Genomic DNA, 23,884 nt, shown 5'->3' on the forward strand with positions numbered 1-23,884 from the left:
GAGGTGTGGTTTAAGAAACAACAGCTAGCAGGTTTTGAAAAGGGTTTAATTCCTTTTGTTTCCAAGTCAGATACAACGAAATTATCCGCTCAAGAAATCTATTCCCTCGCTCTGACTGTGCAAAATATGAATTCTTACGATAGACAACATAATGCCGTATCTGTCGCTCAACATGGTTATTCGTTAATGGAATATTCTCTGGGTCATCCAAAAATGTCCACATCATTGACTCGGATTTTATAATACCCTTTACCGTTCGTGAAGCTCCTTTTGCTTCAAGTATATAAGATATTTTTATCATGCAGTACTGTATGTATCTTCGTAATTCTTTAGCTTGCTTAGTGAACTTTGAAATACTAATTTCATTTTCTGACAAAGCGTTTTTTAATACAAACAATCCATTAGCTGCGTCTTTTAAACAATGGCCAAGTCTCATTACTTCACTATTCCAACTATGAGATAACCTCTCGAAATTTCTCAATAAGTGAGCCCAACAAATTTGTCGTTTTTCATCACTGAAGTGGTTGTAAACTGCATATCTGTCAGTAATTACCAGGTTTTTGTAATCACAAAATGCACTATTCTTTAAAAATTTCATTCCTCTTGTATCTGCTAACTTCATAAGACTTGCTTTATTGTTGGCAAACATCCAGCACCATCCCAATTTGCCTTTGTTGTAGTGACTGGTTTCATCAATATGCAAAATTTCGCTTGCTTTTATTTCTTCCTCTATTTGTTCATAGGCTTCTTTACATTTTGACGAAACCCTTGCTTCACTATTGGACACACTACCAACACTTATACTCATGTTAAAGATGTCTTTCATAATATTCGCTATTTCTCGCTTTGAATTCTTATAAAACCCACTTAGTGATGCAACTACTGACTTAACTCTAGGACCAAAGGTATCCGGTGTAACTCCTTCTGGTAATTTGCTACTCCTTCTTTTTCCGCATTTACGACAGCGACCATGTTCTAATTGATACTCAACTACGTAAGGCTTAATTTCTGGTAAATCAACTTTTTGATAGACATATGGTTTTTCCGATATTGCGATTTCTTCACCACACTCGCATCTATTTGGTAACTCTACCTTCACCACCTCATCTGCTTCCATTTTAGCTCGGCAATTCCCCTTATGTCCAACTTGACCACCTATCTTCCTGCCGCCCTCTGACTTATCTTCTGGTGTGTCTTTTTTTATTTTGTACAGCTCTTTTGAACTTGGTAAAGATGAATTCCTTGAGTTTAAGCCGAGTCTCTCTCTTAGTTCAGCATTCTCTATTTCTAAGATTTTATTTTTTTCTTCAAGCTTTGCTACTTTCTGCTCTAAGTTTTTACATAACTCTACAATACTGATCAACAATTGAAGCATCTAGCCTTACTTTACTATCAACATTTTGTGTTATTACTACTTTAATATATTATGTCAATTGTTTTTTATCCTTGCCACACCTCTGAACGGATACAGAAAAAGTATGTTTTATTTGAATGAGATGAGTTATGCAACTTTCATAGTAGCTTCGCTATGAAAGTTGTTTACTGTTATGTCTATAAGATACCCTACTACGCCACCTAATGCTGCACTCGCAATTCCTAATAACACAGCAGTTGCAATTATTCCAATAGCAGTAATTTCAGGTATAATTCCTATTGCAACTAATGTAGCTCCTACAGTACCAAACAATAATGCTAAGCCCATTGTCCATTCTCTCGAAGAAATTCCTGAAAATTGTTTTTGTGGAGAATGATGATTCTTATTATCTGTTATAGGTGGCTGAGCACTTTGCACTTCTGGTCCTAAAGTTGGTTGGAAATGATTATTAGTGTGTTGTACGGGTGAACCTGTTTTATTTTTATACTGAGCAAATAATTCTATAAATTCCTTGTTTTTCTCTTGTTGAACAATTTCTAATGCACTTGGCCACTTTCCTACTACTAGCGTTTGTTCAGCTCCTGCTTGTAATAAAAGGTTAGCGATGTTAACAGAATTAGGTTTGTTGAATTGACATATATCTTGCAAAATAGTTGCACACCCATCTATCGATATCAGATTAGGATTAACTCTATATTCAGAAAGTAGCTTGCTTACAAGCTCAACCTTGCCTATCCTACAAGACTCTAAAAATACTTTATTCTTTTCCTCGGTAGAAGCTCTGTCTAAAAGCATTGTTGTCACTTCTGCACTATATTCCCCTTTAGCAAGGTCATAAAGAATTGTACCATAATTAAGAAACCTCTCACCATTACTAATTTTAGCCTTGTGCTCTAAAAGCAGTTTTACAGCTTGAACATGGTTACCACTAGCAGCTTGATATAATGGACTGCATGACAATTTATCCAGCTTATTCACATCTGCTCCATATTTTAAAAGAACTTGTATCAAGTCCATACGACCGTACTTTGAAGCCACGTGAAGAGGGGTAGTACCTATTTGATCGCCAATATTAACATCTACAAATTCTTTCTGTGGGAGCATCGAATTTATGGCTACACCTGTTCCTGTATCATTATTTGATGATAAAAATTTCTCAAGAAGTACTTCCCAACCACTGTTAGGCTTATCACAAGCATTTTGCACAATATAATGTAATGGTGCTTTGCCCTTAATACCAACATTACCAGGTTGAATCTTTATATTAGGATTTGTAATTTTTGGTAATAATAACTCCGCTTCTTTCAAAAATCTACCTGCAAGAACAGTGAATAAATCAATTTCTATATAATTTAAGTGTGATCCAAAAATGCCTCCCATACACTCATCAACCCAATCATCATTAGGCTGTTGGCTAATGAATTCTTCAGTTATCTCGCCTATTGATATTTTATATGCTACTAATATTTCTTTAAACTTTTCTGTTGCTGTCTTTTGCTCTTCTTGGCTTTTATCTGACCATTTGTCGGGATGCCATTTCAATGCAAGCTCGCGATATGCCTTCTTAATCTCTTCTGTGCTTGCACTCTCTGACAATCCTAATACTTTGAATGCCTCTTTACGTGTTTCTGGAATCATACTCACTCCCCCAATCAAATTAATTTAGTATAACATTATACCAGTTTAACCCACAAAAATCAAAACTAATATTTTCAAAACGGTGCTAAACTTAAGGTACTATGAAGAAAGCAGTTGACGTATTACTACCGCTTCCAATTGATCAGTTATTTTCATATGCAGTTGAGGAAGATACTGAAGTTTCAATTGGAGATTACGTAGTGGTGCCGTTTGGCAGAAAGCGTTTGATTGGAATAGTTTGGAGAGAAAGTAGCAAAAGCGATCGAGAATTAAAATTTATTGAGCAAAAGATCGATTTGCCGAGCATCAGACCAAAACTGATCGAATTTGCAGAGTGGGTTGCGCAATATAATGTAATACCTATTGGTATGCTTGCCAAAGTGATAATGGGAGGAGTATTAAAGGTAAATCAAATAGATAAGTTAGTTTGCACTAAGCAAAAGCAAGAAATAAGTGAAATAGATTACCAATTAAGCCCTGAGCAGCAAGCAGCTCGAGATAAAATAATAAGTAATTTGAATGAGTATTCAGTAACTTTACTTGACGGTGAAACCGGGTCTGGAAAAACAGAAGTTTATCTCTCTGTGATTGCACAGTTAATTAAGAATCATAGTATTTACGAACATTGTCTACCAAAAAGGTGTCACTCCGGTGTTTCCTTTTCCTGTACCTCCTTCTCCTGTCATCACAGCGCCTACTTTTTTTGCAATTCCAATGCTCTCTTCTCTTGTCATCCCAGTGCCCTCTTCTCTTGTCATCCCAGTGCCCCGACACTGGGATCCAGTTTTTCATATAATCTCATCACAAACATTTATTTTAATTTAAAATCAATACCAAATTTAGAATCAAAATTCCTGGATAAACACTGGAATGACACCCTTATATTTAAGGTAAAACCCACTGTAACACTTAGCATACTGCCTTTGCCAAGCACTGGAATGACACCATTTGCTATGCAATTTACTTTCAAAAATAAACGTTATGTCATTCCAGCGTTCAATACACAACTAGACGAATGTTACAATATAAGAGTAATTTTTACCAAAAAGGATGTCATCCCAGTGCCCCGACACTGGAACTTAATTTCAAATCAGTACACTAAGCAGTTGTACGATAAAGACTGGATTCCAGTGTCAAGCACTGGAATGACATCATCTACTACTAAAACTACCTGCAAATGTTCAAACACCAAAAGGTTACACACTGGAATGACACCAGAAGAGGGTAATGCACAAGTCCTTATCCTTCTGCCAGAAATTGTTCTAACTTCACAATTGGTAAATCGTGTTCGCAGTCAGACATCTGGCAATATAGCTGAGTGGCATTCAGGACTTACTCCAAAAGCTCGCCGAAATAATTGGCTCAGTATTGCAAATGGAAGTGCGCAGATAATTATTGGAGCACGGTCAGCGCTTTTTTTGCCTTATAAAAACCTAAAATTAATTATCGTCGATGAAGAGCATGACTCATCCTTTAAACAAGAACAGGGGATTATATATAATGCTCGAGATATGGCCATTATCTTAGCCAAGCTCGAAAATATTCCGATTATTTTATCATCCGCTACTCCGCTGCTTGAAACAATTTATCATGTTAAAAAAGGGAATTACAACCATGTAAAGCTAACTAAAAGATTCGGTGGTGCAGAACTGCCACTAATTAAAGTGGTAGATATGAGAAACAACAAACAATGGATTTCCAATGAGCTTTTCGAAGGCATAAAACAAACCATAGAGAAAAAACAGCAAGTTATGCTCTTTCTAAACCGCCGGGGGTATGCACAACTTGTAGTTTGTAAAAAGTGTGGATACAAAATTTCCTGCTCAAATTGCGCTGTTTGGCTTACGTATCACAAGAAAAAGAATGTCCTTTTATGCCATCACTGTTCTTATCAATTAAAACTTCCAGAAAAGTGTTCTAATTGTCAAAGTCAGCAGTCATTATCCCTTTGTGGTATAGGAATTGAGAGGTTACTTGAAGAAATAGTAAAATTAATACCAAACGCAAAGACTGCGATTATTAGCAGCGACCAGAAGTCGCTTGGTAGCGTAATTGACTCAGTGCTCAAAGAAGAAGTGAATATTATAATCGGTACACAAGTGATTGCTAAAGGGCATAATTTCCCTAAGTTAACTTTGGTTGGAGTGATAAACGCAGATTTAGGCCTTGAAAATTCTGACCTCAGGGCAGCAGAAAAGACGTATCAATTATTGCATCAAGTTGCGGGTAGATCTGGGAGGTTCAACGAAAAAGGAACGGTAATAGTGCAAACTAATAATCCTGAAAGTTTGATAATAAAAGCATTGCAGCAGCAAAAAAGGGATTTGTTTTATGAAATTGAACTTGAGTCAAGACGCAAAGCTAAAATGCCCCCATTTAGTAGACTAATAGCGCTTATAGTTTGCGGTAAGGATCAATTTGCCACGCAGAAAGCAGCAAGTGAGTTAACAAGCTTTTTACATAATCAATGTTCAACTACCTTTCAGCACTTGACGCTGAGAGAACTTGAAATTTTTGGCCCATCACCAGCAGCAATAAATTTTTTAAATAATAAATATCGATACAGAGTGTTACTCAAGATATACAATAAACATAGTCGATTTATAAAGAAAAAGCTGAAACATTGCTGTAACTTGAGTTCAAACATTGCAATAACAATAGATGTTGATCCTGTGAGTTTTTTTTAATGTTATTTGAATTTATTTGACATTTATTGCTAATAAGTTCTATTAATTCTTTAATTAAAAATTTGACTTTTATTAGAATTTATTATATTATTGATATAATTAGAATGGGTAAATAATATGACTACTTTACTTGAAATCGTCTGTAGGAAAGGGATAAGGCATAACGAAAAAATTACAGAATTGAAGGAATTCCTTAATAAGGATATCGAAATAACTATTGACAAGGAATTATTTAAATCTGTTTTATTTACAGAGGATATTGTAGATGTAAGAAAAAAGATGGTGCATCTTATTTTGCAACACTGCATTGCACACGATAGTGCAATATCTGAGAAAAAAGAGAAATTATCGTTCCAAAACGTGATGAGGATTTTAGATGAAGCGGTGAATAGATTTGTTACTCCCCAGTATTTCTACAAATTGATCAATTTTCGAGATCAAAGTGGAAATACATTATTACACCAAGCTGTTATAAGCAATAACACTGATGCAATAGAAGCCCTTTTGAAATATGGTGCAAATCCTTTGATAAGGAATAAAGGAGACAAAATGCCATTAGATTTAGCTTAAGAAGAAAAAACAAGAGAAGCACTCATTAAATCTATGAAAGATCAAGCTAAATCGAAAAAAGAAAGTGCTAGATGTAATAGTTTGATTGGCATTATACCTGGCGTTTTTCTTGGCATTGGACTCGGTGTTGGTGGTGCTTTAGTCCCTTCAATGACTATTATATTATGCGCACTCGCAGTATCTGCTCTTGTTGCTGGAATAGCAGTTGGAGTGGCTATATATTTCCTAAGTCAAGACTATAAACAGGCTAAATCAATAGAAGAAGCTGTTAATTCTCAATTCTCTTCTGTCGAGCATGAAAAGACTGCAGATAATAAAGCAGTACTAGGATAACTGTGAGTTTTTTAACATTAGATTTCTTGCATAACTGGAATTCGAAAGTTCCAGCGCATTTTTCTTATTGGATCCAGTGTCAAGCACCGGGATGACATCTGATTATGCAAGAAATCTATTCATTTAAAACTTATTTGAGAAAACGTAGCTATAAAAACCGCAGGTACCAGTTGGTTTTTATTAGCTAAATTAAAGGTCAAGTATCTGGAATTCTGAACATAAGATCCCCCTGTATAAAAAAGATTAGAAAAAATGCAGTGAACATACGACAGATATGCTCTGAAGAGGATACGCTACATTTTTTAATGAGTTTAATAAAAAAGTCTGCAGACGGAGATAGATTTTTGAGCTCAATAAATATCTCTAACTGTAATTGTAATCAGATTTAAAATATGCGGAAGTAATTTTTTAGCTATAAAATCTTCTAAAAAATTAACACAGAAGTTAGTTTCATAAGTATTTTTATCAAAAACTATTTTAAAAAAATTTAAATAGAGTTGAAAAATTTTAAAGATGAGATACCCTACCTGAAATGCAACTTCTGTAAAAAAAGAAATATGAAAGGTGAAATGAACGCTGCAGCAAATTTTCAATCAGAAGACTTTGTATCTAAAAATAAGGATTTTGATTGTTTAGCTAACCCTATAAGTGCTTCGAATGAAAATCTAGAAAATAGTGTTAAAGCTAAAGATAAAAAGAATGAGGCGCCTTTTTCCAGTAGAAGAGGCAGCTCGCATGTTTTAGAACTTTTTTCTAATGAAAATGTTGAGATTCACATTCAAGATAAAACGCCTTGTGCTGCTCGGAGTGAATCAGGTATAGCTGGAATATTTAGAGGTATAGCTGGGTTGTTTAAAGGTAGGAATAGTATGGACGTAACCCTTTATCAATCTAAAGTGCAACGTAGCTCTGCAATTGATTACAGTACTACAGAAAGTATAGGGTTACGGCTACTAAATATCTGTAAAGGAGAAGAAGATATCTCTTTTGATCAAGAGATTAATTTTTTATATAAAGAGGGTTATTTGTATGATGTCTTATTGTTGCAAGACGAGGAGAATCATGACACACCTTTACATGTAGCTATAAAAAGAAATCGTACTTGTTTTGTAGAAAAACTTTTGTGTATTCTTAAGGAACCATACTGTTCAAGTGAGTTTTACAAACGCAAATATTTTGAACACATAAGCAAGAGAATGAAAAGCCGCTTTTCAAAGTTATTAATACTAATAACAAGGATGGAAAAGATGCAATTACTCTGGCTATTGAAAGCAATAATTCAGAATGCATTTCAGCTCTTTTTAACTACTTAACTCGTGAAAATATTAACAGAAGAAAAGATGTTGAAAATGAGTACACACCTCTACACGAAGCTATGCTTCTTAACAAAAATGAAGCAATCAAAGAGCTTCTCAAATCAAAGGATATAGATACTGAACTCATAGATAAGGAATCTTACAAAGCATATAATTATGCTAATAACAAAGAGGTAATAGAATTGTTTATTCAGCACTATAGTAGTAAAATTAGTGAGTTACGTATAAAATTAGAAGATAATAATAAAAAACTAGCACGAATTAAGTGCGTCCTAAACAAAACAAAACTTACTTGTGTATGCTTAGCAGCCTTCGGCTCTTGTTTTAGAATGTATAGAAATTCCCATGACATAATAAATGAAGAAGTGAGTGAAGATATGTTATATTATTCTCTTGCATTGCTTGCCAACACTACAGGTCTAATATTATTTTTTAATTATTTGATCGATACAATACTTTCCAAGTATGAAGAAAAAAATTCTAGTTTGAATAAAGAGTCAGACAGTTATGTAGAAGAAAGAAATATGTTGAAAAATAAATTGCGTCATTTTCAAAAAAGAAATACTAGAACAAATACTCAAATGTCTGAGATAATTTCAGTTACACCTGAGTCAGACTTAAGTTACAGTAGATTGTGATTACATTACTTTTTTCAAGACAACTTCTGAGAAAAGTGGAAAAATTTTTCTATAGCTAAGCAAGATAAAGACTTACTACTTTCTTTACGAAAGGTTTGATGTTATCATTTTTGAACTATCTTGAATTTACTGAATGAACATTAATATAAGGAATTTAGTTCATGCTTTTTCTAAATTGCCAAGTTTAGGGCCATCATCATCAAGGAGGTTAGTTATACATTTGCTCCAGAACAAAGAGAGGGTCATGCTACCACTTGCATCTTTGATTAGAGAGTTAGCAGATCTTATAATAGAGTGTAAGATTTGTGGAAACCTAGATACTAAATCGCCGTGTTCTATTTGTACTAACCCAAAGCGTGACACCAAGTTAATGTGTGTAGTAGAAGAATTGGGTGATCTATGGGCATTTGAAAAAGGAAATATATATTCAGGTATGTATCATGTTTTGGGTGGAAGGCTATCAGCAATAAATGGTATAGGTCCAAAAGAACTGAATCTTGATAACATTCCCAAAAGAGTTACAGAATTTAAAATTGAAGAGGTCATTATTGCAATCAATCCGACATTAGAAGGCCAAGTTACTGCACAATATATAATTGAATTGCTAAAAAACTTGAATGTCAAAATATCGCGCCTTGCTTGCGGCATACCGATAGGTGGAGAAATCGACTACCTAGATGAAGGAACGCTGAAGATAGCACTTACTTCAAGACAAGAGTATGAGTAAATACAAAAGAAGGTATGTGCTTAAAAAAACTTATATCGCTAATAACATTTAAAAAAAAAGAAGAGGAGCAATTGCCTAAGGTAACAACTTGGGAGAATGATTGCTTAGGCTATAAACAAGTTGCAAGTAGATTTAGTAATATAATTAAGACAATTGATCAGTTTTTTTCGATCGTATCCTTAGAAGGATATGATAAGTGGGGTAAGACATTTTTTTTGAAAGAATGGGTAAAGGATCTAGAGCAGCAAAATGAAATTGCAGCTTATTACAGCGCATGGGATATTAGTGCGCTAGATCAACCATTGCCTTCTTTTTTGCATTTCCTGTTTGAGGATCTATTCGCATCATACAAAGTAAAAAGGAGTGTTATACAGCAGTTCAAAAACATAAACCAAGAACTATTTTCTCTCAATACATTAGGAAAGTTAATCAGTAAATCTCCACTTGCTATGCTTTCAGTATTTCTCGATGCTGCAAAAGAGGCTGATAAGAAAGATATTGGTTTTGTCTTGGATGAGTTAAATCTTCTCCAAAGGAGAAAAGAGAACATTAGAGATTTTAAAATACAACTAGCAGATGTGGTTAATAAAATCAGGAAAGACAAAAACATTTATATAATGGTGGATGATCTTGATATATGTCGCCCTAAATTCATTGTCGATTTTTTAGAATCCATAAAGTACATGCTTGATGTTGAGGGACTGGTTTTCATTATCTCTGTTAGTCAAGATAAAAGTAACGTGCAAAGAGCAATCAGCACAATACTTGGACCAAATTTCAGCCTAAAATCTTTTACTGATCTCTCTTTGCATTTACCAAAAGAGCCAACAGAGAGGTTTATAAGAAAGCTATTTGAAAGTGTTGAATTACCGAAAAAATCAAAGAGTTTAATAATAGATAGCTTTATATTTTACGCAGAAAGCTTCTCATTATCATTAAAAGCAATACAGTACTGCGTAAAGAAAATAAAGCTATGTTTTTTAAACTATGTGAAAGTTGATCCAAATTTATTTACATTTTTAGTAATACTACAGTCAGTAAACACTGATTTGTATGAGGAATTATATTCATCACCTCAAAAAGCACTGGAGAAGATTGAGAGCGCTTTGATTCTAAACGGTCAGGAAGAATGGGAAAAGCTTAAAACTTCTCTTGAGACTACTTTTAAAGAAAAAGAATCAAAGACTCACAAATCTTTGAAGCAAATAAGAGATATCTTATTCTAAGAATAAAGAGAATTGTAGAACAGAACCCTCTTCTTATCATTTCAGCTTGCATGACAAATTGGCTCACATAAATTTTAGCATATATGACCTTGAAAGATCGCTGTGCAATACTTAAATTATTAGAATAGCAGGCTAATAATGGAGCTCAAAATGCACAACATACAAGAAACTGAAAGTTTAAAATTTGACGCTGAAGTAGGCAAAGTACTAAATATAGTAATTCATTCACTTTATACCAATAAGGATATTTTCTTGCGTGAGTTAATATCAAATGCATCAGATGCATGTGATAAATTGCGTTATGAATCACAATTAAATGCTGATTTATTAGATTCAAGTGATGAGTTGAAGATTACTATTAGCTCCAGTAAAGATAAGAATGAGCTGTATATAACCGACAATGGAATTGGAATGAACAGACAGGATTTAATAGATAATCTTGGTACGATTGCAAGTTCTGGTACGCAAAAATTCTTGGATGCAATTAAGAATAATAAAGATTCAAACCAAGCTGTAGAACTGATTGGAAAATTTGGTGTTGGTTTTTATTCAAGCTTCATGGTTGCCTCAGAAGTTATAGTAGAATCAAGAAAAGCAGGAGAAGAAGAGTCTTGGGTATGGAAATCTAAAGGAGATGGAGAATATTCAATCAGCAAGTTAGATGGTCAAATCTCTCGTGGCACAAAAATTACGCTCATCATGCGTCCTGAAGAAAGCGAATTTTTAGACAAATTTCGTATTGAAAACATTGTTACTACTTACTCTGACCACATAAATTTTCCCGTTGAGTTTGTAAATGAAGAGGGAAAAAGTGAAAAATTAAACAGCAAAGCTGCAATTTGGACTAAGCCAAAAAATGACGTTACTCAAGAAGAGCACAACGACTTCTTCCGTGGTGTTGCGCATGTAGGTGGTGAGCCTTGGATGATACTGCATAATAAAAATGAAGGTGCAATAGAATATACGAATTTGCTTTATATTCCTTCTATCAAGCCTTATGATTTGTTTCATCCAGATAGACGCTGCTCTGTAAAGTTATATGTCAATAAAGTATTTATTACTGAAGATAATGTACAAATTATACCACAATACCTGCGTTTCTTGAAAGGTGTGGTTGATTCACCAGATTTGCCTCTCAACATCAGCAGAGAAACACTGCAGAATAATCGCGTTGTTGAGCAGATTAGGAAATCCCTAACTAAACGCGCGGTATCAGAGCTTGGCAAAAAAGCAAAAGATAATTTAGAGGAATACACAAAATTCTGGGGCAATTTTGGTGCGGTGTTAAAAGAAGGTCTTTGCGAAGCTATGCCAACTGATGAAAGAGAAGCGTTGCTTTCCATTTGCAGATTTCATAGCACCAGTGATGATAAGCTAGTTAGTATTGATGATTATATAAGCAGAATGAAGCCTGAACAGGAACATATCTATTATCTCACAGGAAATAGTCTCGATTCAGTAAAAAACAGTCCACAACTTGAAGGATTCGTCAGCAAAGGATTGGAAGTGCTTCTATTTGTTGATCCAGTTGATGATTTCTGGACTAGCGTGATTCATGAATATAAAGATCAAAAATTTAAATCTGTAACTCGTGCTGATGTTGATTTAGAAAAATTCTCTTCAGAAGAAGGTAAGAAAGATGAAGAAAATAAATCAGATGAAAACAAAAGCGAAGAAAACGCGGATTCTATACTCGAATACTTCACCAAGGTTCTTGGAAGCTTAGTAAAAAGTGTAAAGATCTCTAAGAAATTAACCGATAGTCCTGTGTGTTTAGCAGTTGATGAAGGAACTATGGATCTTCGTATGGAGCGTTTTTTACGTGAACAGAAGCAGCTAAATTACCGCACGCCAAAAGTACTTGAAATTAACATTAAGCATCCTTTGATAAGAAACATAATGGAATCTCACGCTGAAAATGGTGAAAATTCAACACTTGGAGATATGATTTACTTATTGTTCTATCAAGCTTGTATAGTAGAAGGTGAAGAGATGGAAGACGTAAGTCTGTTTGCTAAAAGACTCAATAATTTGCTTGGCAAAATTTCTGTTTAATGCTATAATTAACTTAGCTAATAGTTAGGGGGTAAATCATGGGTGGTTGGAATTTACTTGGTGGGCTCATGCCGCCAGCAGTAGATACTGCAGAAGAAAGGGAGCGTCGCCATTCTGGAGATTCAGGCACTGAAGAGGAGTTTGAAATTTTAGGGCGAGAAGAAATTAAGGAGCGTCGCTACTCTGGAGATTCAAGTAATGAGAGTCAAGAAGAAGCTGATGTGAGGGATTCTGATGTTGAACCTAGTGTACCAATTACGTTACAGTTTCAACTAACAAAATCTCTGCTAAGTCAAGTAAAGGCAAGTGAGAATAATAGGGATGCAAATTCTGGCAAGCAAGCTTACAAAGACCTACCCAGGATGGATTTTGTAATTAATGGTCAAGTTATAGACAAGAATTTTGTTAGCCAGCTTCGTGATAAATGTAATCAAAATGACCAACGCCAAATCGCAAAACATGTTTTTACAAAAATGTTTGAACATGCTAAAGCAGAAATTCCAAATGATAATCTATTAGAAGAATTAATTACTAGTTGCAATCAGGCTGGGTATGATGGCTCTTTGTTAATGCAGCTTTCCCCTATATTCTCTAAGCATAAACTAAGCTTGCCTCATGCCAACGATAGAAAGATAAGTATTGTATATAATAGCCAAGGTTCTCTCAATATTCAGTATTGTCCAAGTATGCCTGTTAGAGAACTTGATACGAATAAGGAAATATGCAGGGTTGATGCTATTTTAGAGTTCACCCTTAAGTTTCGAGATAGTAAGGTAGAGTATGAAAACGGCAAAGTAACACTTGCCATTCCTGAACAATTAGAGAATTACAAAGCTGATGGCAAAAGTTTGTTAGATGAAATAAATAGGCATTTCGAAGATGAGGATAATAGAATTACAGAGACTCTTGAGAAAAATATGAATGAAGGACCTAAGTCATTTGCTGCTGAAGACTTGTCTATTACTGAGAGTTCATCTGATAGTAGTGAAGTAGCAAACAAAGTAGTTACTGATCCAGGCATTTTAGGTAATGTTGCGAATGTATTGGTAGGTGTTGCAGAAGTGACAGCAGTTGTAGCAACAGAGTTATTTTGGCCTCAAGATCAGGTTAATATAGAACCAAGGCATAATGAAGAAGAATTTACCATTATCCCTAAAAATTTAACCTTTGATGGATTAATAGACGTTATAAATAAAGCAAAAAATTATGGTGATTACACAGGTTTAGATAAAACTATAAATAATATAGAGGAAAGCGATAAATTTATTACTGATTTGAATTGTGGTAATTTGAAGGATTTTTGCTCTCAACAGCTTAATTTGACTGATCATATGCACAATGTGCTGTTGAATAATAGCTATGATGAAACAAATGGTTATTATAATTATTCAGTAAAAGAGCTTTCACTACTAGCCATTGCAGCTGATGACACACTTGTGGAAAGGTATGCAGAAACGCATAAAAGTATATTATTTACGCAAGATGAAGGGCTCGATAGGCTACTTATTGGTGTTGGTGGACAGCGCTATACTAAGCTTTTATTAGAAGATTTGGAAAAAAATCGAAGTACTATTCTACCTTGGCATAGCATATGTGAAAAACTTTGAAGGGCGTTGTCTATTCGTAATCAAGAATGCGTGAAAGCGGTATTAGATAAATTTAAAGATACTGAAGCCAGGTCTAGAGTTTCTGATATGTCAGAAAAATTTTTGCACTATGCTATACAACAAGATTTTATAGATGTAGCAAAGACTATTATTAATCATAAAATTGCTGATATTAATAGTATAGACAATTCAGGGCATGCACCTTTGCATTGGGCTGTGGCACGTAATAATTTAGAATTAATTGGCTTACTTATTAAAAATGGTGCTAATGTTGATGTTCAAGATGAGAGGCATGGCAGAACAGCTTTACATTGGGCTGCTTACCATGATAAATTTGAAATAGTAAAATTACTTGTAAACAAGGGAGCTGATTGGAACATTAAAGATAGAGATGGCAAAACAGCTTTAGATCTGGTAGGAACGAAAAGTTTATATTTGGTAAGGGAAGAAAACAGGGAAAAATCTTCTAGTGAATCAAAAATCACAAAATTTCTTGAAGGTTTAGATGATAGAACACCTTTGCATTTAAATATTAAAAAAGATCCAGAATCCAAAAATATTGATAATCAACAGCCACAAAGGAGTATTGTTAATAAAGAAGAAGATATTATGAATAATAAAAAGGTTTCAATAGAAGAAACTATAGATAATAATAATTATAGGAGGGGTAAAATGCATAGTAGTGATCAAAATATAAAAACTGTAAGGGAAATGTTGTTTGATGCTATCTCTAGTTTTGATTGTAAAAAAGTAAGGTCTTTAGTAGAGCAGGCAAAGCAAGAGGGCAATAATGTAGCACCTATCATGAATGAAGCTTTCAAGAAAGCTAATGAGACGAGAGTTAAGCAACAAAGTACAGCATTTAGAAAAAAGCTCAAAAAAATTAAAGAGTTGCTTAAAAAAGAACTCGATAATATTGCCATATTATCAATGAGCAATGATGTAGAAACTACTGTAAGTAGACAAGAAGTCCCTGTATTGGAGCTTGAAGGAAGTAAATCAAATTTAGCATCGTCGAGTTCTGAAGATGATGATTTTTCTAAACTTAAAGGTAATAAAAGTGATTGCTCTGCCGGAACTTCCTCAGACTCTAATAGTAATTCTCCATTTGAAAAAATTAGTGAAGAAGGTCATGAAACAAGAATATCTGTAATTGACACAGTGGAAGCTGAAGCAACAGCTAATGGTAATGTTTCTAGTAATCCTGTTCCTTGTACTTCAAGAATAGAATTAACAAGTGATGATGAAGATGAATTTCTTTCGATTGCAATTGAAGATGTTAATAATGGTGTTAACGTTAATCAACCTACTGGACATGTAGAACAAGTTGCTAACGGAAATGGACAGCCAAAAACAGAATTGCCAAGAATTAATGAGCAAAGCAGCAAAAGTGGCCTCAAAAAAAATTCACAAAACACAAAAAAGTATGTCGTAGCTGCTTCTGCGCTTGCAATAACTGGTATTGCCTTAGGAGCAGCTGTTGCAGTTTACTTGGAAATGTTAGCAATAGGAATAGCAGTTGCAGTTTGTTGTCTTATTGCAGCTACAATTACGTACTGCTATAGGCCTAAAAGCTTAGTTGAGGATAATCAGGTCAAAAAGGTTATGCAGACAGAAGAATGTCAGTCTAAGTAATAAATATAGTAGTCTATCATTTAATAATTTATTATAATTATATTGATTGTTAATAGATAAAAACTTGGTAGACTACGAAAAAATATTCTTAAATAAAATCAAAGATATAAAAGAAGAAGGGCGCTATCGTGAATTCACGCATTTTGCGTCATTACCTGGCAAACTTCCCTATATTATGGATTATGAAAGAAATAGAGAGGTTATTGTCTGGTGCAGTAATAATTATCTGGGAATGTCACAAAACGATAGTGTCATTGCTGCTATTCAAAATTCATCTGTTGGTGCTGGAGGAACAAGAAATATATCAGGTACAACAAAGGAAGTTGTTGAGCTCGAGAAGTCTTTGGCTGACTTGCATCAAAAAGAAGCTGCTTTAACTTTTGCTTGTGGCTATCTTGCCAACCAAACTACACTTAGTACTTTATCGTCTGTTATTCCGGGTGTGGTAATTTTTTCAGATGAGAAAAATCACTCTTCAATGATAGAAGGTATAAAGTCAGGCAAAAGACCGAAGCACATATTTAGGCATAATGACACTGATCACTTAGAGCAATTGCTAAGATCTATAGATATAAAAACACCGAAAATAATAGCGCTTGAATCTGTATACTCAATGGATGGTGATTTAGCACCGCTTGAAGCGATATGTGATCTAGCAGATCAGTATAATGCAATTACCTATTTGGATGAGGTACACGCAGTTGGCATGTATGGACCGCGCGGTGGCGGAATTGCAGAAAGAGAAGGTTTGATGGATAGAATAACTGTTATTCAGGGTACATTATCAAAGGCTTTTGGAGTGATGGGTGGATATATAGCGTCTTCAAAGAGCTTGGTGGATGTAATAAGAAGTTCAGCCCCAGGATTTATTTTTACTACTGCTATGTCACCCGTTTTAGCAGCAGCAGCAAAGGCAAGCGTTGAGCATTTAAAATCGAGCAATGTTGAAAGAGAGAAGCAAAAGCAGTCTGTTGAAAAGGTAAAAGACTCACTGAGAAACGCAGGAGTGAATTTTATGCAAACAGAAACTCATATAATTCCAATCATAATTGGCGATCCTGAGTTGTCCAAAAAAGCATCAAAATTGTTATTTGATGAGTATGGAATATATGTACAACATATAAATTACCCAACAGTTTCAAAGGGGACTGAGCGCTTCCGTATTACTCCTACGCCTTACCATACAAATGAAATGATAGAGCATTTAACAAAATCTCTTGTAAAAGTTTTTGAGAAATTGTCTGTTTGTGTCTGTTGTTGAGTTTAAAGTTGCCAAGAATAAGGTATCTATTTAAAAGCATGGTTAATGTACAAAATCAGTGCTTTATTTCTTATCATGAAAGTAGCTAACACTGGGATCTATAGCTCACACAGGTAAAGTTTACTCTTTTGTCATCCTATGGCTTGACCATAGGATCCAGTCTAAACAATCGTATCCGTTCAGAGGTGTGGCAAGAATAAAAAACAATTGACATAATATATTAAAGTAGTAATAACACAAAATGTTGATAGTAAAGTAAGGCTAGATGCTTCAATTGTTGATCAGTATTGTAGAGTTATGTAAAAACTTAGAGCAGAAAGTAGCAAAGCTTGAAGAAAAAAATAAAATCTTAGAAATAGAGAATGCTGAACTAAGAGAGAGACTCGGCTTAAACTCAAGGAATTCATCTTTACCAAGTTCAAAAGAGCTGTACAAAATAAAAAAAGACACACCAGAAGATAAGTCAGAGGGCGGCAGGAAGATAGGTGGTCAAGTTGGACATAAGGGGAATTGCCGAGCTAAAATGGAAGCAGATGAGGTGGTGAAGGTAGAGTTACCAAATAGATGCGAGTGTGGTGAAGAAATCGCAATATCGGAAAAACCATATGTCTATCAAAAAGTTGATTTACCAGAAATTAAGCCTTACGTAGTTGAGTATCAATTAGAACATGGTCGCTGTCGTAAATGCGGAAAAAGAAGGAGTAGCAAATTACCAGAAGGAGTTACACCGGATACCTTTGGTCCTAGAGTTAAGTCAGTAGTTGCATCACTAAGTGGGTTTTATAAGAATTCAAAGCGAGAAATAGCGAATATTATGAAAGACATCTTTAACATGAGTATAAGTGTTGGTAGTGTGTCCAATAGTGAAGCAAGGGTTTCGTCAAAATGTAAAGAAGCCTATGAACAAATAGAGGAAGAAATAAAAGCAAGCGAAATTTTGCATATTGATGAAACCAGTCACTACAACAAAGGCAAATTGGGATGGTGCTGGATGTTTGCCAACAATAAAGCAAGTCTTATGAAGTTAGCAGATACAAGAGGAATGAAATTTTTAAAGAATAGTGCATTTTGTGATTACAAAAACCTGGTAATTACTGACAGATATGCAGTTTACAACCACTTCAGTGATGAAAAACGACAAATTTGTTGGGCTCACTTATTGAGAAATTTCGAGAGGTTATCTCATAGTTGGAATAGTGAAGTAATGAGACTTGGCCATTGTTTAAAAGACGCAGCTAATGGATTGTTTGTATTAAAAAACGCTTTGTCAGAAAATGAAATTAGTATTTCAAAGTTCACTAAGCAAGCTAAAGAATTACGAAGATACATACAGTACTGCATGATAAAAATATCTTATATACTTGAAGCAAAAGGAGCTTCACGAACGGTAAAGGGTATTATAAAATCCGAGTCAATGATGTGGACATTTTTGGATGACCCAGAGAATATTCCATTAACGAATAACCATGTTGAGCGACAGATACGGCATTATGTTGTCTATCGTAAGAATTCATATTTTGCACAGTCAGAGCGAGGGAATAGGGAACGTTCAAAAAAGTGTGTCAAACCGTATTTTTAATTCAACTCAATTTTTAATCTATCAGGAAAAAAGATATCAAGTTGAGATATAGTTAAAGCCCAATTAGGTAAAGCCATAGCCCATTTTTGCTCTACTTTTTTTATAGCACAATATACCTGTTTATACAAGGCATTTGTATTAGTAAATGAGCCTTTGGTTTTAGTAAATTTTCTAATCTGTCTGTGCAGTCCCTCAATAGGATTAGTGGTATAAATTAGCCTCCTAACAGGACCTGAATACTTAAAATAACTGGACAAATTTTCCCAATTATTCTGCCAAGATTTTATGACTAATGGATACTTTTCGCCCCATTTTTCCTCCAGTTCAAGCAAATAATTTTCGGCAATTTCTTTACTTGAAGCACGATATATTTTTTTCAAATCATTCATGAAAACTTTTACATCTTTGCTAGATACATATTTCAGTGAATTCCTTATCTGATGCACTATACATAGTTGTACTTCTGCTTTAGGAAATATACTATTTATAGCTGTAGAAAAGCTTTTTAGCCCATCAATGCAGGCAATTAGAATATCTTCTACTCCTCTTTCTTTGAGGTCATTTAGCACTCCCAACCAGAAATTAGCTCCCTCACTTTCAGCCAAATAAAAACCTAATACTTCTTTTCTGCCATTTTGATCTATGCCTAATATGTTATACATACACTTGCTTACACAATGTCCATCCTCCTTAACCTTAAAAAACATGCCATCCATGAACACTATTGGATATACTGATTGCAGTGGACGGCTGCGCCATTCATTGATTATTGGTAGCAGTTTATCAGTAATACTGGATATCTCTGCTGCTGATATTTTGTGGTCATATATTTCCTCAACGTGTGAAGCTATGTCTCTGTATCCCATGCCACTGGCGTATGTACTTAATACCTTTGCTTCAAGTTCTGGATGTAGGCTTGTTTGCCTTTTTCTAACTATTTGTGGTTCAAAACTTCCCTCCCTATCTCTTGGTGTTAGCAGCTCAAATGAGCCTCCACTCGTGCGTAAAGTTTTTGCGTTTCTCCCATTTCTTCGGTTATTTTCTTCACTTTTAGCTGACATGTGGTTTTCTATTTCACCTTCCAGACTTGCCTCTAGCAACCTTTTTATAAACGGTGTTAATGCTCCATCTTTTCCTGTCAATGGTTTTCCTTCTCGTATAGATGACAGGATATTTGTTTCTAATTCTTTATAATCTACCAACCCATTAGTTCTATTTGCTTGACTCATATCAAACCTCCATTTTTTATATCAATTTATTACTTTACTTCTCGGTTTGACACACTTTTTTGAACGTTCCCCCAATATCAGATTTTTCTAACTTTTCTTTTAACCCTTCAGCGGCTTCTTTCACTTCAAGCTTTTTTTCCTGATTAAGATCCTCTGGGCTTTTTCTTTTACTTTCTAAACCTTGTTGTCTATCAATATTTTTATTGAGTTGTTCTTGCTGAGGTAGATCAACAACTGAGTTAAAAAGAGCTTTTGTTATGCTTTTTAACAATCCTATAAAACCTCCGCTTCCGCCTTCTCTTTGCTCTTGAGGCTTGTTTTTCACATTTTTACTGTTGCTGCTTTCAGGCATTTTTAACTCAACTATCATAAAGCTTAATAAAATTTAACATGCAGATTATTAAAAAATGATTAATAATCTATTATCAAATTGCTATTTACAGATGGATATTATTCTAGCAACAGGCGGTACAGGTGGGCATGTTTTTCCAGCTATAACCTTAGCAAAAGCACTAAAGGTACAAGGGCACAATTGTATATTATTCACTGATCAAAAAACCATCAATATAGAAAGTTATATTTTACCATTGTGCAAGCCAAGTGGCAACAAATTGAAGTTTCTCTTTTTGTTAATGTATAGTTGTGTATTAGCACTGTATCAAACAAGAAAATTAAAACCAAAGCTAATCATTGGTTTTGGTAGCTACGCTTCTTTTCCAACTCTTTTTGCAGCAAAGATTTTTTCTATACCTATAATTTTACATGAACAAAATATAGTTTTAGGGAGAGTAAATAGATTCTTTTTCAAGAGTGCAAAATTAATTGCAACTAGCTTTCCAGAGACTAAGTATGCAGAAGGTAGTAAATGCGTTTTTACAGGAAATTTTGTCGGTATAGAAGCACAAGGCTATTCTAGAGCTGAAACAGTTTTAAACGTGTTAATAATAGCAGGCAGTCAGGGTGCAAATTTTTTTGATGATGTAGTGAGCAGCGTAATTTGTGATCTACCTGTTGAAGTAAAAGAGAGGATTAGAGTAACGCAGCAATGTACGAAGAAAAATATAAACAAGGTCAAGAGTCTATACAAAAGTGAAGGAATTGATTGTGAGTTAAGTGAGTTTTTCGATGATATGGAAAATAAACTGGCCAATGCTCATTTGGTAATTAGCAGAGCGGGGGCAACTTCAATAGCAGAGATTACTCTTGCTGAGCGTCCTGCTGTATATATTCCTTATCCTCACTCAAAAGATAACCATCAATTTTATAATGCAAAACATATTGAAGATTCGGGAGCAGCTGTAATGTTTGAGCAAAATAGTAACGCGAAAAAGAATCTAGGAGAGTTGCTAGTTGATTTATTGCAAAATTGTCAAAAATTGCGTGATATGGCTAATAATACTAAGAAAACAAGAATAAGGAATGGAGTTACTGAATTTATTAAGGCAATAGCTCAAGAACTTAGTTGACGAATTGCTTTTTCTTCAAATGCATTCCATAGTTCTTTTTCTAGTGATTTACTATACAACTTATTGATATAAACTACTCCCGTAGGCGAAGTTGTGTTAATTTCAAGAAGGAAGTTATCTATAATATCAATGCCAACGAATATTAGCCCTCTTTTCTTTAGCTCAGGACCAATTTTATTACATATTTCGTTGTCTCTATCATTCATTTGGGTAGGCTCAAAACTTGCTCCGAGTCTCAAATTTGTTCTGATTTCTCCGCTAGATTTTGGAACTCGCTTCATTACTCCTATTGGCTTTCCATCCAGTAGCAGTATTCTTTTATCTGTATTTATCTTTTTACAAAATGCTTGTGCAATTACAGGACATTCATATTTTGCAATCATGAGATCGACTACCACTTGAATGCTATTTTGGTCTTGTATTCTTATTACGTCATTTCCTCCATAGCTATATAGTGGTTTCAAGATGATATCTTGATAGTCGTGACAAAAATTTCTAATCATCGATATATTTTCAGTGATCAAAGTTGGAGGAATTAGCTCTGGAAATAGTGAAGTAATTAATTTTTCAGGACAGTTTCTTATTTCTGTTGGATTATTTATTACTAACGCAGTAGTCTTTTCTAAGATATAGGTTGTTGTAATGTACCGCATATCAAATGGTGGATTCTGTCTGATAAATATGATATCCATTTCATTTAGGTTGATTACTACATCCTCTTTTGAAATGAAGCTACAATCATCAACGCTGACTTTCTGAGAAAGGGCAATTGGCTGATTTAACTTGAGTGCTAAATTATTAGGTACATAAACAAAAATTTCGTACCTTCTTCTTTGCGCTTCTTTTATTAATGAAAATGTAGTATCAGCTTCAAAATTTATACTTTCATCCATCTGAAAAGCTACTTTCATTTATCCTCCCTTCCTATTACAATATAATATAGTACCATAAAAGTGTTAATAATGGAGCAAAGTATGGAATTAACAATAGGAAATAATGCACCTGATTTTAGCTTGCCAACAGATTCTGGTGAGATTTTATCACTGAGTGAATTTTTTAATAAAAAAAATGTAGTTCTTTATTTTTATCCTAAAGACGATACTCCGGGCTGCACAATGGAGGCAAAAGGCTTTAGAGACAATATAGAAAATTTTTCTTCTCTTGACACAGTGATAATTGGTGTATCAAAAGATAGCGTTAAGTGCCACGCTAACTTCAAAGCAAAATATTCTCTGCCATTTTCTTTAGTTTCTGATGAAAATGCTGAAATGTTGGAAAAGTATGGTGTTTGGGTAGAGAAAAGTATGTTTGGCAAAAAGTATATGGGAGTAGAGCGTACTACTTTTTTAATAGATAAAAAAGGCAAAGTAGTGAAGATTTGGAAAAATGTAAAAGTGAGTGGACATGTTGATGAGGTTTTAGAGGAAGTAAGCAGAATATAAATTAAAGAATGGCTACCCATTGCTATATAAAAAAATTGAAATTACATAATTTCCGTAGTCATTCAAATTTCGAACTGGATTTAGACGATAGATCGGTTGTAATAACTGGTCAAAATGGTATTGGTAAAACTAATATACTTGAAGCAATCTCATTGCTTGCTAAAAGTAATGGCATGAAAAAAGTAAAAATTAGTGAGATGCAAAATAGACTCAGTAATGAAGATTGGGCAGTGCATTATGACTTTTTTAATGGAACATACTTTAACTCAATTGGTATAGGAAAGAATCTTAATAATAAACTAATACAAATTGATGGAAAAACACAATCAAGTTATTCATCTCTGTATAGAATATCCAATGTAATATGGCTCATTCCACAAATGGACTATATTCTTCTTAATTCTCCGAGCGACAGATTAAAATTTTTAGACCGTATCGTCTCACTGTTTGAAGAAAATTACACTTATTGCTATATGAAATACAGGAAAGCTAAACATGAGAGAAGTAAACTGCTTAGAGAGAATATTTTAGACGGAAATTGGCTCTCTAGCCTTGAAAATGTCATGGCTACCAATGCAGTTGATATTTTACGTATGCGTTTGTCTGTTTTAAAAATACTACAGGGCACAATTGATAACCATTCTTGTGAGTTTTTTCCAAAGGCAAGTTTGAAATTTAGCAGTCAGCTAACTTTGAACGATACTGCAGAATATTTTCAGAATCGTCTAAAGGAAAACAGAGAAAAAGACTCATTAACTGGTAGAGTAACCTTTTCTGTACATAATGATAATTTTCGGGTTTTTTGCCAAAAAGGGGACATGCCAATAAATCTTTGTTCTACTGGAGAGCAAAAGCTATTACTGCTTTCTATCATCTTATCCAGTGTAAAAGCAAGGTGTATTTACTACAATAAAGCACCTCTTCTTCTGCTTGACGATATAATGTCGCATCTGGATAAAGATTACAGAAAGGTGTTAATGGAGGAGGTGTTAAGCATTCAATGTCAAACTTGGATAACCGATGTAAATCAAGATAATTTCAATAACTATCTTTGCTCTTTCAAGTTTGTTGAATTATCAAGTAAATAAATTTCAAGCGTG

At 34.3% G+C, this 23,884-nt stretch carries 17 protein-coding genes and 3 pseudogenes; 15 read left to right on the plus strand and 5 right to left on the minus strand.

Translation table 11 applies throughout. The features are described 5' to 3' along the window. Positions 1 to 10: 10 nt before the first annotated feature. Both tnpC (OM962_RS04255) and OM962_RS04260 read right to left on the minus strand, forming a co-directional pair. Entirely contained in the window at positions 11 to 1,363 is a 1,353-nt protein-coding gene (gene tnpC, locus OM962_RS04255; protein WP_264330462.1) for an IS66 family transposase, read from the minus strand. A gap of 138 nt (positions 1,364 to 1,501) precedes the next feature. Continuing rightward, entirely contained in the window at positions 1,502 to 3,013 is a 1,512-nt protein-coding gene (locus OM962_RS04260) for an ankyrin repeat domain-containing protein (protein ID WP_264330921.1), read from the minus strand. Positions 3,014 to 3,114: 101 nt separating this feature from the next. On the opposite strand from OM962_RS04260, the gene priA reads away from it, so the two are divergent. The 12 genes and pseudogenes from priA to tnpC (OM962_RS04325) form a co-directional block, all read left to right on the plus strand. After that, on the plus strand, positions 3,115 to 5,700 hold the full coding sequence (gene priA / locus OM962_RS04265; protein ID WP_264330922.1) for a replication restart helicase PriA: 2,586 nt from the start codon (positions 3,115 to 3,117) through the stop codon (positions 5,698 to 5,700). A gap of 117 nt (positions 5,701 to 5,817) precedes the next feature. Beyond that, positions 5,818 to 6,270 (plus strand): ankyrin repeat domain-containing protein, encoded by a 453-nt coding sequence (locus OM962_RS04270; protein WP_264330923.1) that lies wholly within the window; start codon positions 5,818 to 5,820, stop codon positions 6,268 to 6,270. Between the two features lie 33 nt (positions 6,271 to 6,303). After that, positions 6,304 to 6,603, plus strand: a complete 300-nt coding sequence (locus OM962_RS04275; protein ID WP_264330924.1) for a hypothetical protein — start codon at positions 6,304 to 6,306, stop codon at positions 6,601 to 6,603. Positions 6,604 to 7,172: 569 nt separating this feature from the next. After that, positions 7,173 to 7,916: a hypothetical protein gene (locus tag OM962_RS04280; protein ID WP_264330925.1), complete on the plus strand. Its 744-nt coding sequence runs from the start codon at positions 7,173 to 7,175 to the stop codon at positions 7,914 to 7,916. Then, positions 7,868 to 7,978: pseudogene (locus tag OM962_RS04285) on the plus strand (hypothetical protein); the annotation flags it as partial. The gene OM962_RS04280 and the pseudogene OM962_RS04285, both read left to right, overlap by 49 nt. Beyond that, positions 7,979 to 8,557 (plus strand): hypothetical protein, encoded by a 579-nt coding sequence (locus OM962_RS04290; RefSeq protein ID WP_264330926.1) that lies wholly within the window; start codon positions 7,979 to 7,981, stop codon positions 8,555 to 8,557. A 139-nt stretch (positions 8,558 to 8,696) separates the two neighbouring features. Continuing rightward, entirely contained in the window at positions 8,697 to 9,284 is a 588-nt protein-coding gene (gene recR, locus OM962_RS04295) for a recombination mediator RecR (RefSeq protein ID WP_264331016.1), read from the plus strand. 14 nt (positions 9,285 to 9,298) lie between these two features. Further along, a complete protein-coding gene (locus tag OM962_RS04300; protein ID WP_264330927.1) occupies positions 9,299 to 10,510 on the plus strand; it encodes a KAP family P-loop NTPase fold protein in 1,212 nt (403 codons plus the stop codon). A gap of 150 nt (positions 10,511 to 10,660) precedes the next feature. Further along, entirely contained in the window at positions 10,661 to 12,565 is a 1,905-nt protein-coding gene (gene htpG, locus OM962_RS04305) for a molecular chaperone HtpG (RefSeq protein WP_264330928.1), read from the plus strand. A gap of 38 nt (positions 12,566 to 12,603) precedes the next feature. Continuing rightward, a pseudogene (locus OM962_RS07785) lies at positions 12,604 to 15,807 on the plus strand (ankyrin repeat domain-containing protein). A 64-nt stretch (positions 15,808 to 15,871) separates the two neighbouring features. Then, positions 15,872 to 17,068 (plus strand): 5-aminolevulinate synthase, encoded by a 1,197-nt coding sequence (gene hemA / locus OM962_RS04320; RefSeq protein ID WP_264331017.1) that lies wholly within the window; start codon positions 15,872 to 15,874, stop codon positions 17,066 to 17,068. 277 nt (positions 17,069 to 17,345) lie between these two features. Then, positions 17,346 to 18,608 (plus strand): annotated as a pseudogene (gene tnpC, locus OM962_RS04325) (IS66 family transposase); the annotation flags it as partial. 35 nt (positions 18,609 to 18,643) lie between these two features. On the opposite strand, the gene OM962_RS04330 reads toward tnpC (OM962_RS04325), so the two are convergent. Beyond that, a complete protein-coding gene (locus tag OM962_RS04330; protein ID WP_264330447.1) occupies positions 18,644 to 19,876 on the minus strand; it encodes an IS256 family transposase in 1,233 nt (410 codons plus the stop codon). A 34-nt stretch (positions 19,877 to 19,910) separates the two neighbouring features. Continuing rightward, positions 19,911 to 20,246, minus strand: coding sequence for a hypothetical protein (locus tag OM962_RS04335; protein WP_264330931.1), 336 nt, complete (start codon positions 20,244 to 20,246; stop codon positions 19,911 to 19,913). A gap of 73 nt (positions 20,247 to 20,319) precedes the next feature. Between OM962_RS04335 and OM962_RS04340 the strand changes: the two genes are divergently transcribed. Further along, positions 20,320 to 21,342 (plus strand): UDP-N-acetylglucosamine--N-acetylmuramyl-(pentapeptide) pyrophosphoryl-undecaprenol N-acetylglucosamine transferase, encoded by a 1,023-nt coding sequence (locus OM962_RS04340; protein WP_264331018.1) that lies wholly within the window; start codon positions 20,320 to 20,322, stop codon positions 21,340 to 21,342. Here the strand turns inward: OM962_RS04340 and gshB are convergent. Continuing rightward, positions 21,327 to 22,253: a glutathione synthase gene (gene gshB / locus OM962_RS04345; RefSeq protein WP_264330932.1), complete on the minus strand. Its 927-nt coding sequence runs from the start codon at positions 22,251 to 22,253 to the stop codon at positions 21,327 to 21,329. The genes OM962_RS04340 and gshB overlap by 16 nt on opposite strands. Before the next feature lie 63 nt (positions 22,254 to 22,316). Here gshB and bcp point away from each other — a divergent pair, with 63 nt between their 5' ends. Continuing rightward, positions 22,317 to 22,784 carry a thioredoxin-dependent thiol peroxidase gene (gene bcp, locus OM962_RS04350; protein ID WP_006013317.1) on the plus strand — a complete coding sequence of 156 codons (468 nt, stop codon included), beginning with the start codon at positions 22,317 to 22,319 and terminating at the stop codon, positions 22,782 to 22,784. 8 nt (positions 22,785 to 22,792) lie between these two features. After that, entirely contained in the window at positions 22,793 to 23,872 is a 1,080-nt protein-coding gene (gene recF / locus OM962_RS04355; RefSeq protein ID WP_264330933.1) for a DNA replication/repair protein RecF, read from the plus strand. Positions 23,873 to 23,884 lie beyond the last annotated feature (12 nt).

The sequence above is a fragment of the Wolbachia endosymbiont (group B) of Erebia ligea genome (assembly GCF_947179575.1).
Taxonomy (GTDB): Bacteria; Pseudomonadota; Alphaproteobacteria; order Rickettsiales; family Anaplasmataceae; genus Wolbachia; species Wolbachia pipientis_C.

Coding starts and splice junctions, on each gene's coding strand:
- OM962_RS04260 (WP_264330921.1), bottom strand. CDS start 3,013: ATGATTCCAGAAACACGTAAAGAGGCATTCAAAGTATTAGGATTGTCA.
- priA (WP_264330922.1), top strand. CDS start 3,115: ATGAAGAAAGCAGTTGACGTATTACTACCGCTTCCAATTGATCAGTTA.
- OM962_RS04270 (WP_264330923.1), top strand. CDS start 5,818: ATGACTACTTTACTTGAAATCGTCTGTAGGAAAGGGATAAGGCATAAC.
- OM962_RS04275 (WP_264330924.1), top strand. CDS start 6,304: ATGAAAGATCAAGCTAAATCGAAAAAAGAAAGTGCTAGATGTAATAGT.
- OM962_RS04280 (WP_264330925.1), top strand. CDS start 7,173: ATGAACGCTGCAGCAAATTTTCAATCAGAAGACTTTGTATCTAAAAAT.
- OM962_RS04290 (WP_264330926.1), top strand. CDS start 7,979: ATGCTTCTTAACAAAAATGAAGCAATCAAAGAGCTTCTCAAATCAAAG.
- OM962_RS04300 (WP_264330927.1), top strand. CDS start 9,299: ATGTGCTTAAAAAAACTTATATCGCTAATAACATTTAAAAAAAAAGAA.
- htpG (WP_264330928.1), top strand. CDS start 10,661: ATGCACAACATACAAGAAACTGAAAGTTTAAAATTTGACGCTGAAGTA.
- OM962_RS04330 (WP_264330447.1), bottom strand. CDS start 19,876: ATGAGTCAAGCAAATAGAACTAATGGGTTGGTAGATTATAAAGAATTA.
- OM962_RS04335 (WP_264330931.1), bottom strand. CDS start 20,246: ATGATAGTTGAGTTAAAAATGCCTGAAAGCAGCAACAGTAAAAATGTG.
- OM962_RS04340 (WP_264331018.1), top strand. CDS start 20,320: ATGGATATTATTCTAGCAACAGGCGGTACAGGTGGGCATGTTTTTCCA.
- gshB (WP_264330932.1), bottom strand. CDS start 22,253: ATGAAAGTAGCTTTTCAGATGGATGAAAGTATAAATTTTGAAGCTGAT.
- bcp (WP_006013317.1), top strand. CDS start 22,317: ATGGAATTAACAATAGGAAATAATGCACCTGATTTTAGCTTGCCAACA.
- recF (WP_264330933.1), top strand. CDS start 22,793: ATGGCTACCCATTGCTATATAAAAAAATTGAAATTACATAATTTCCGT.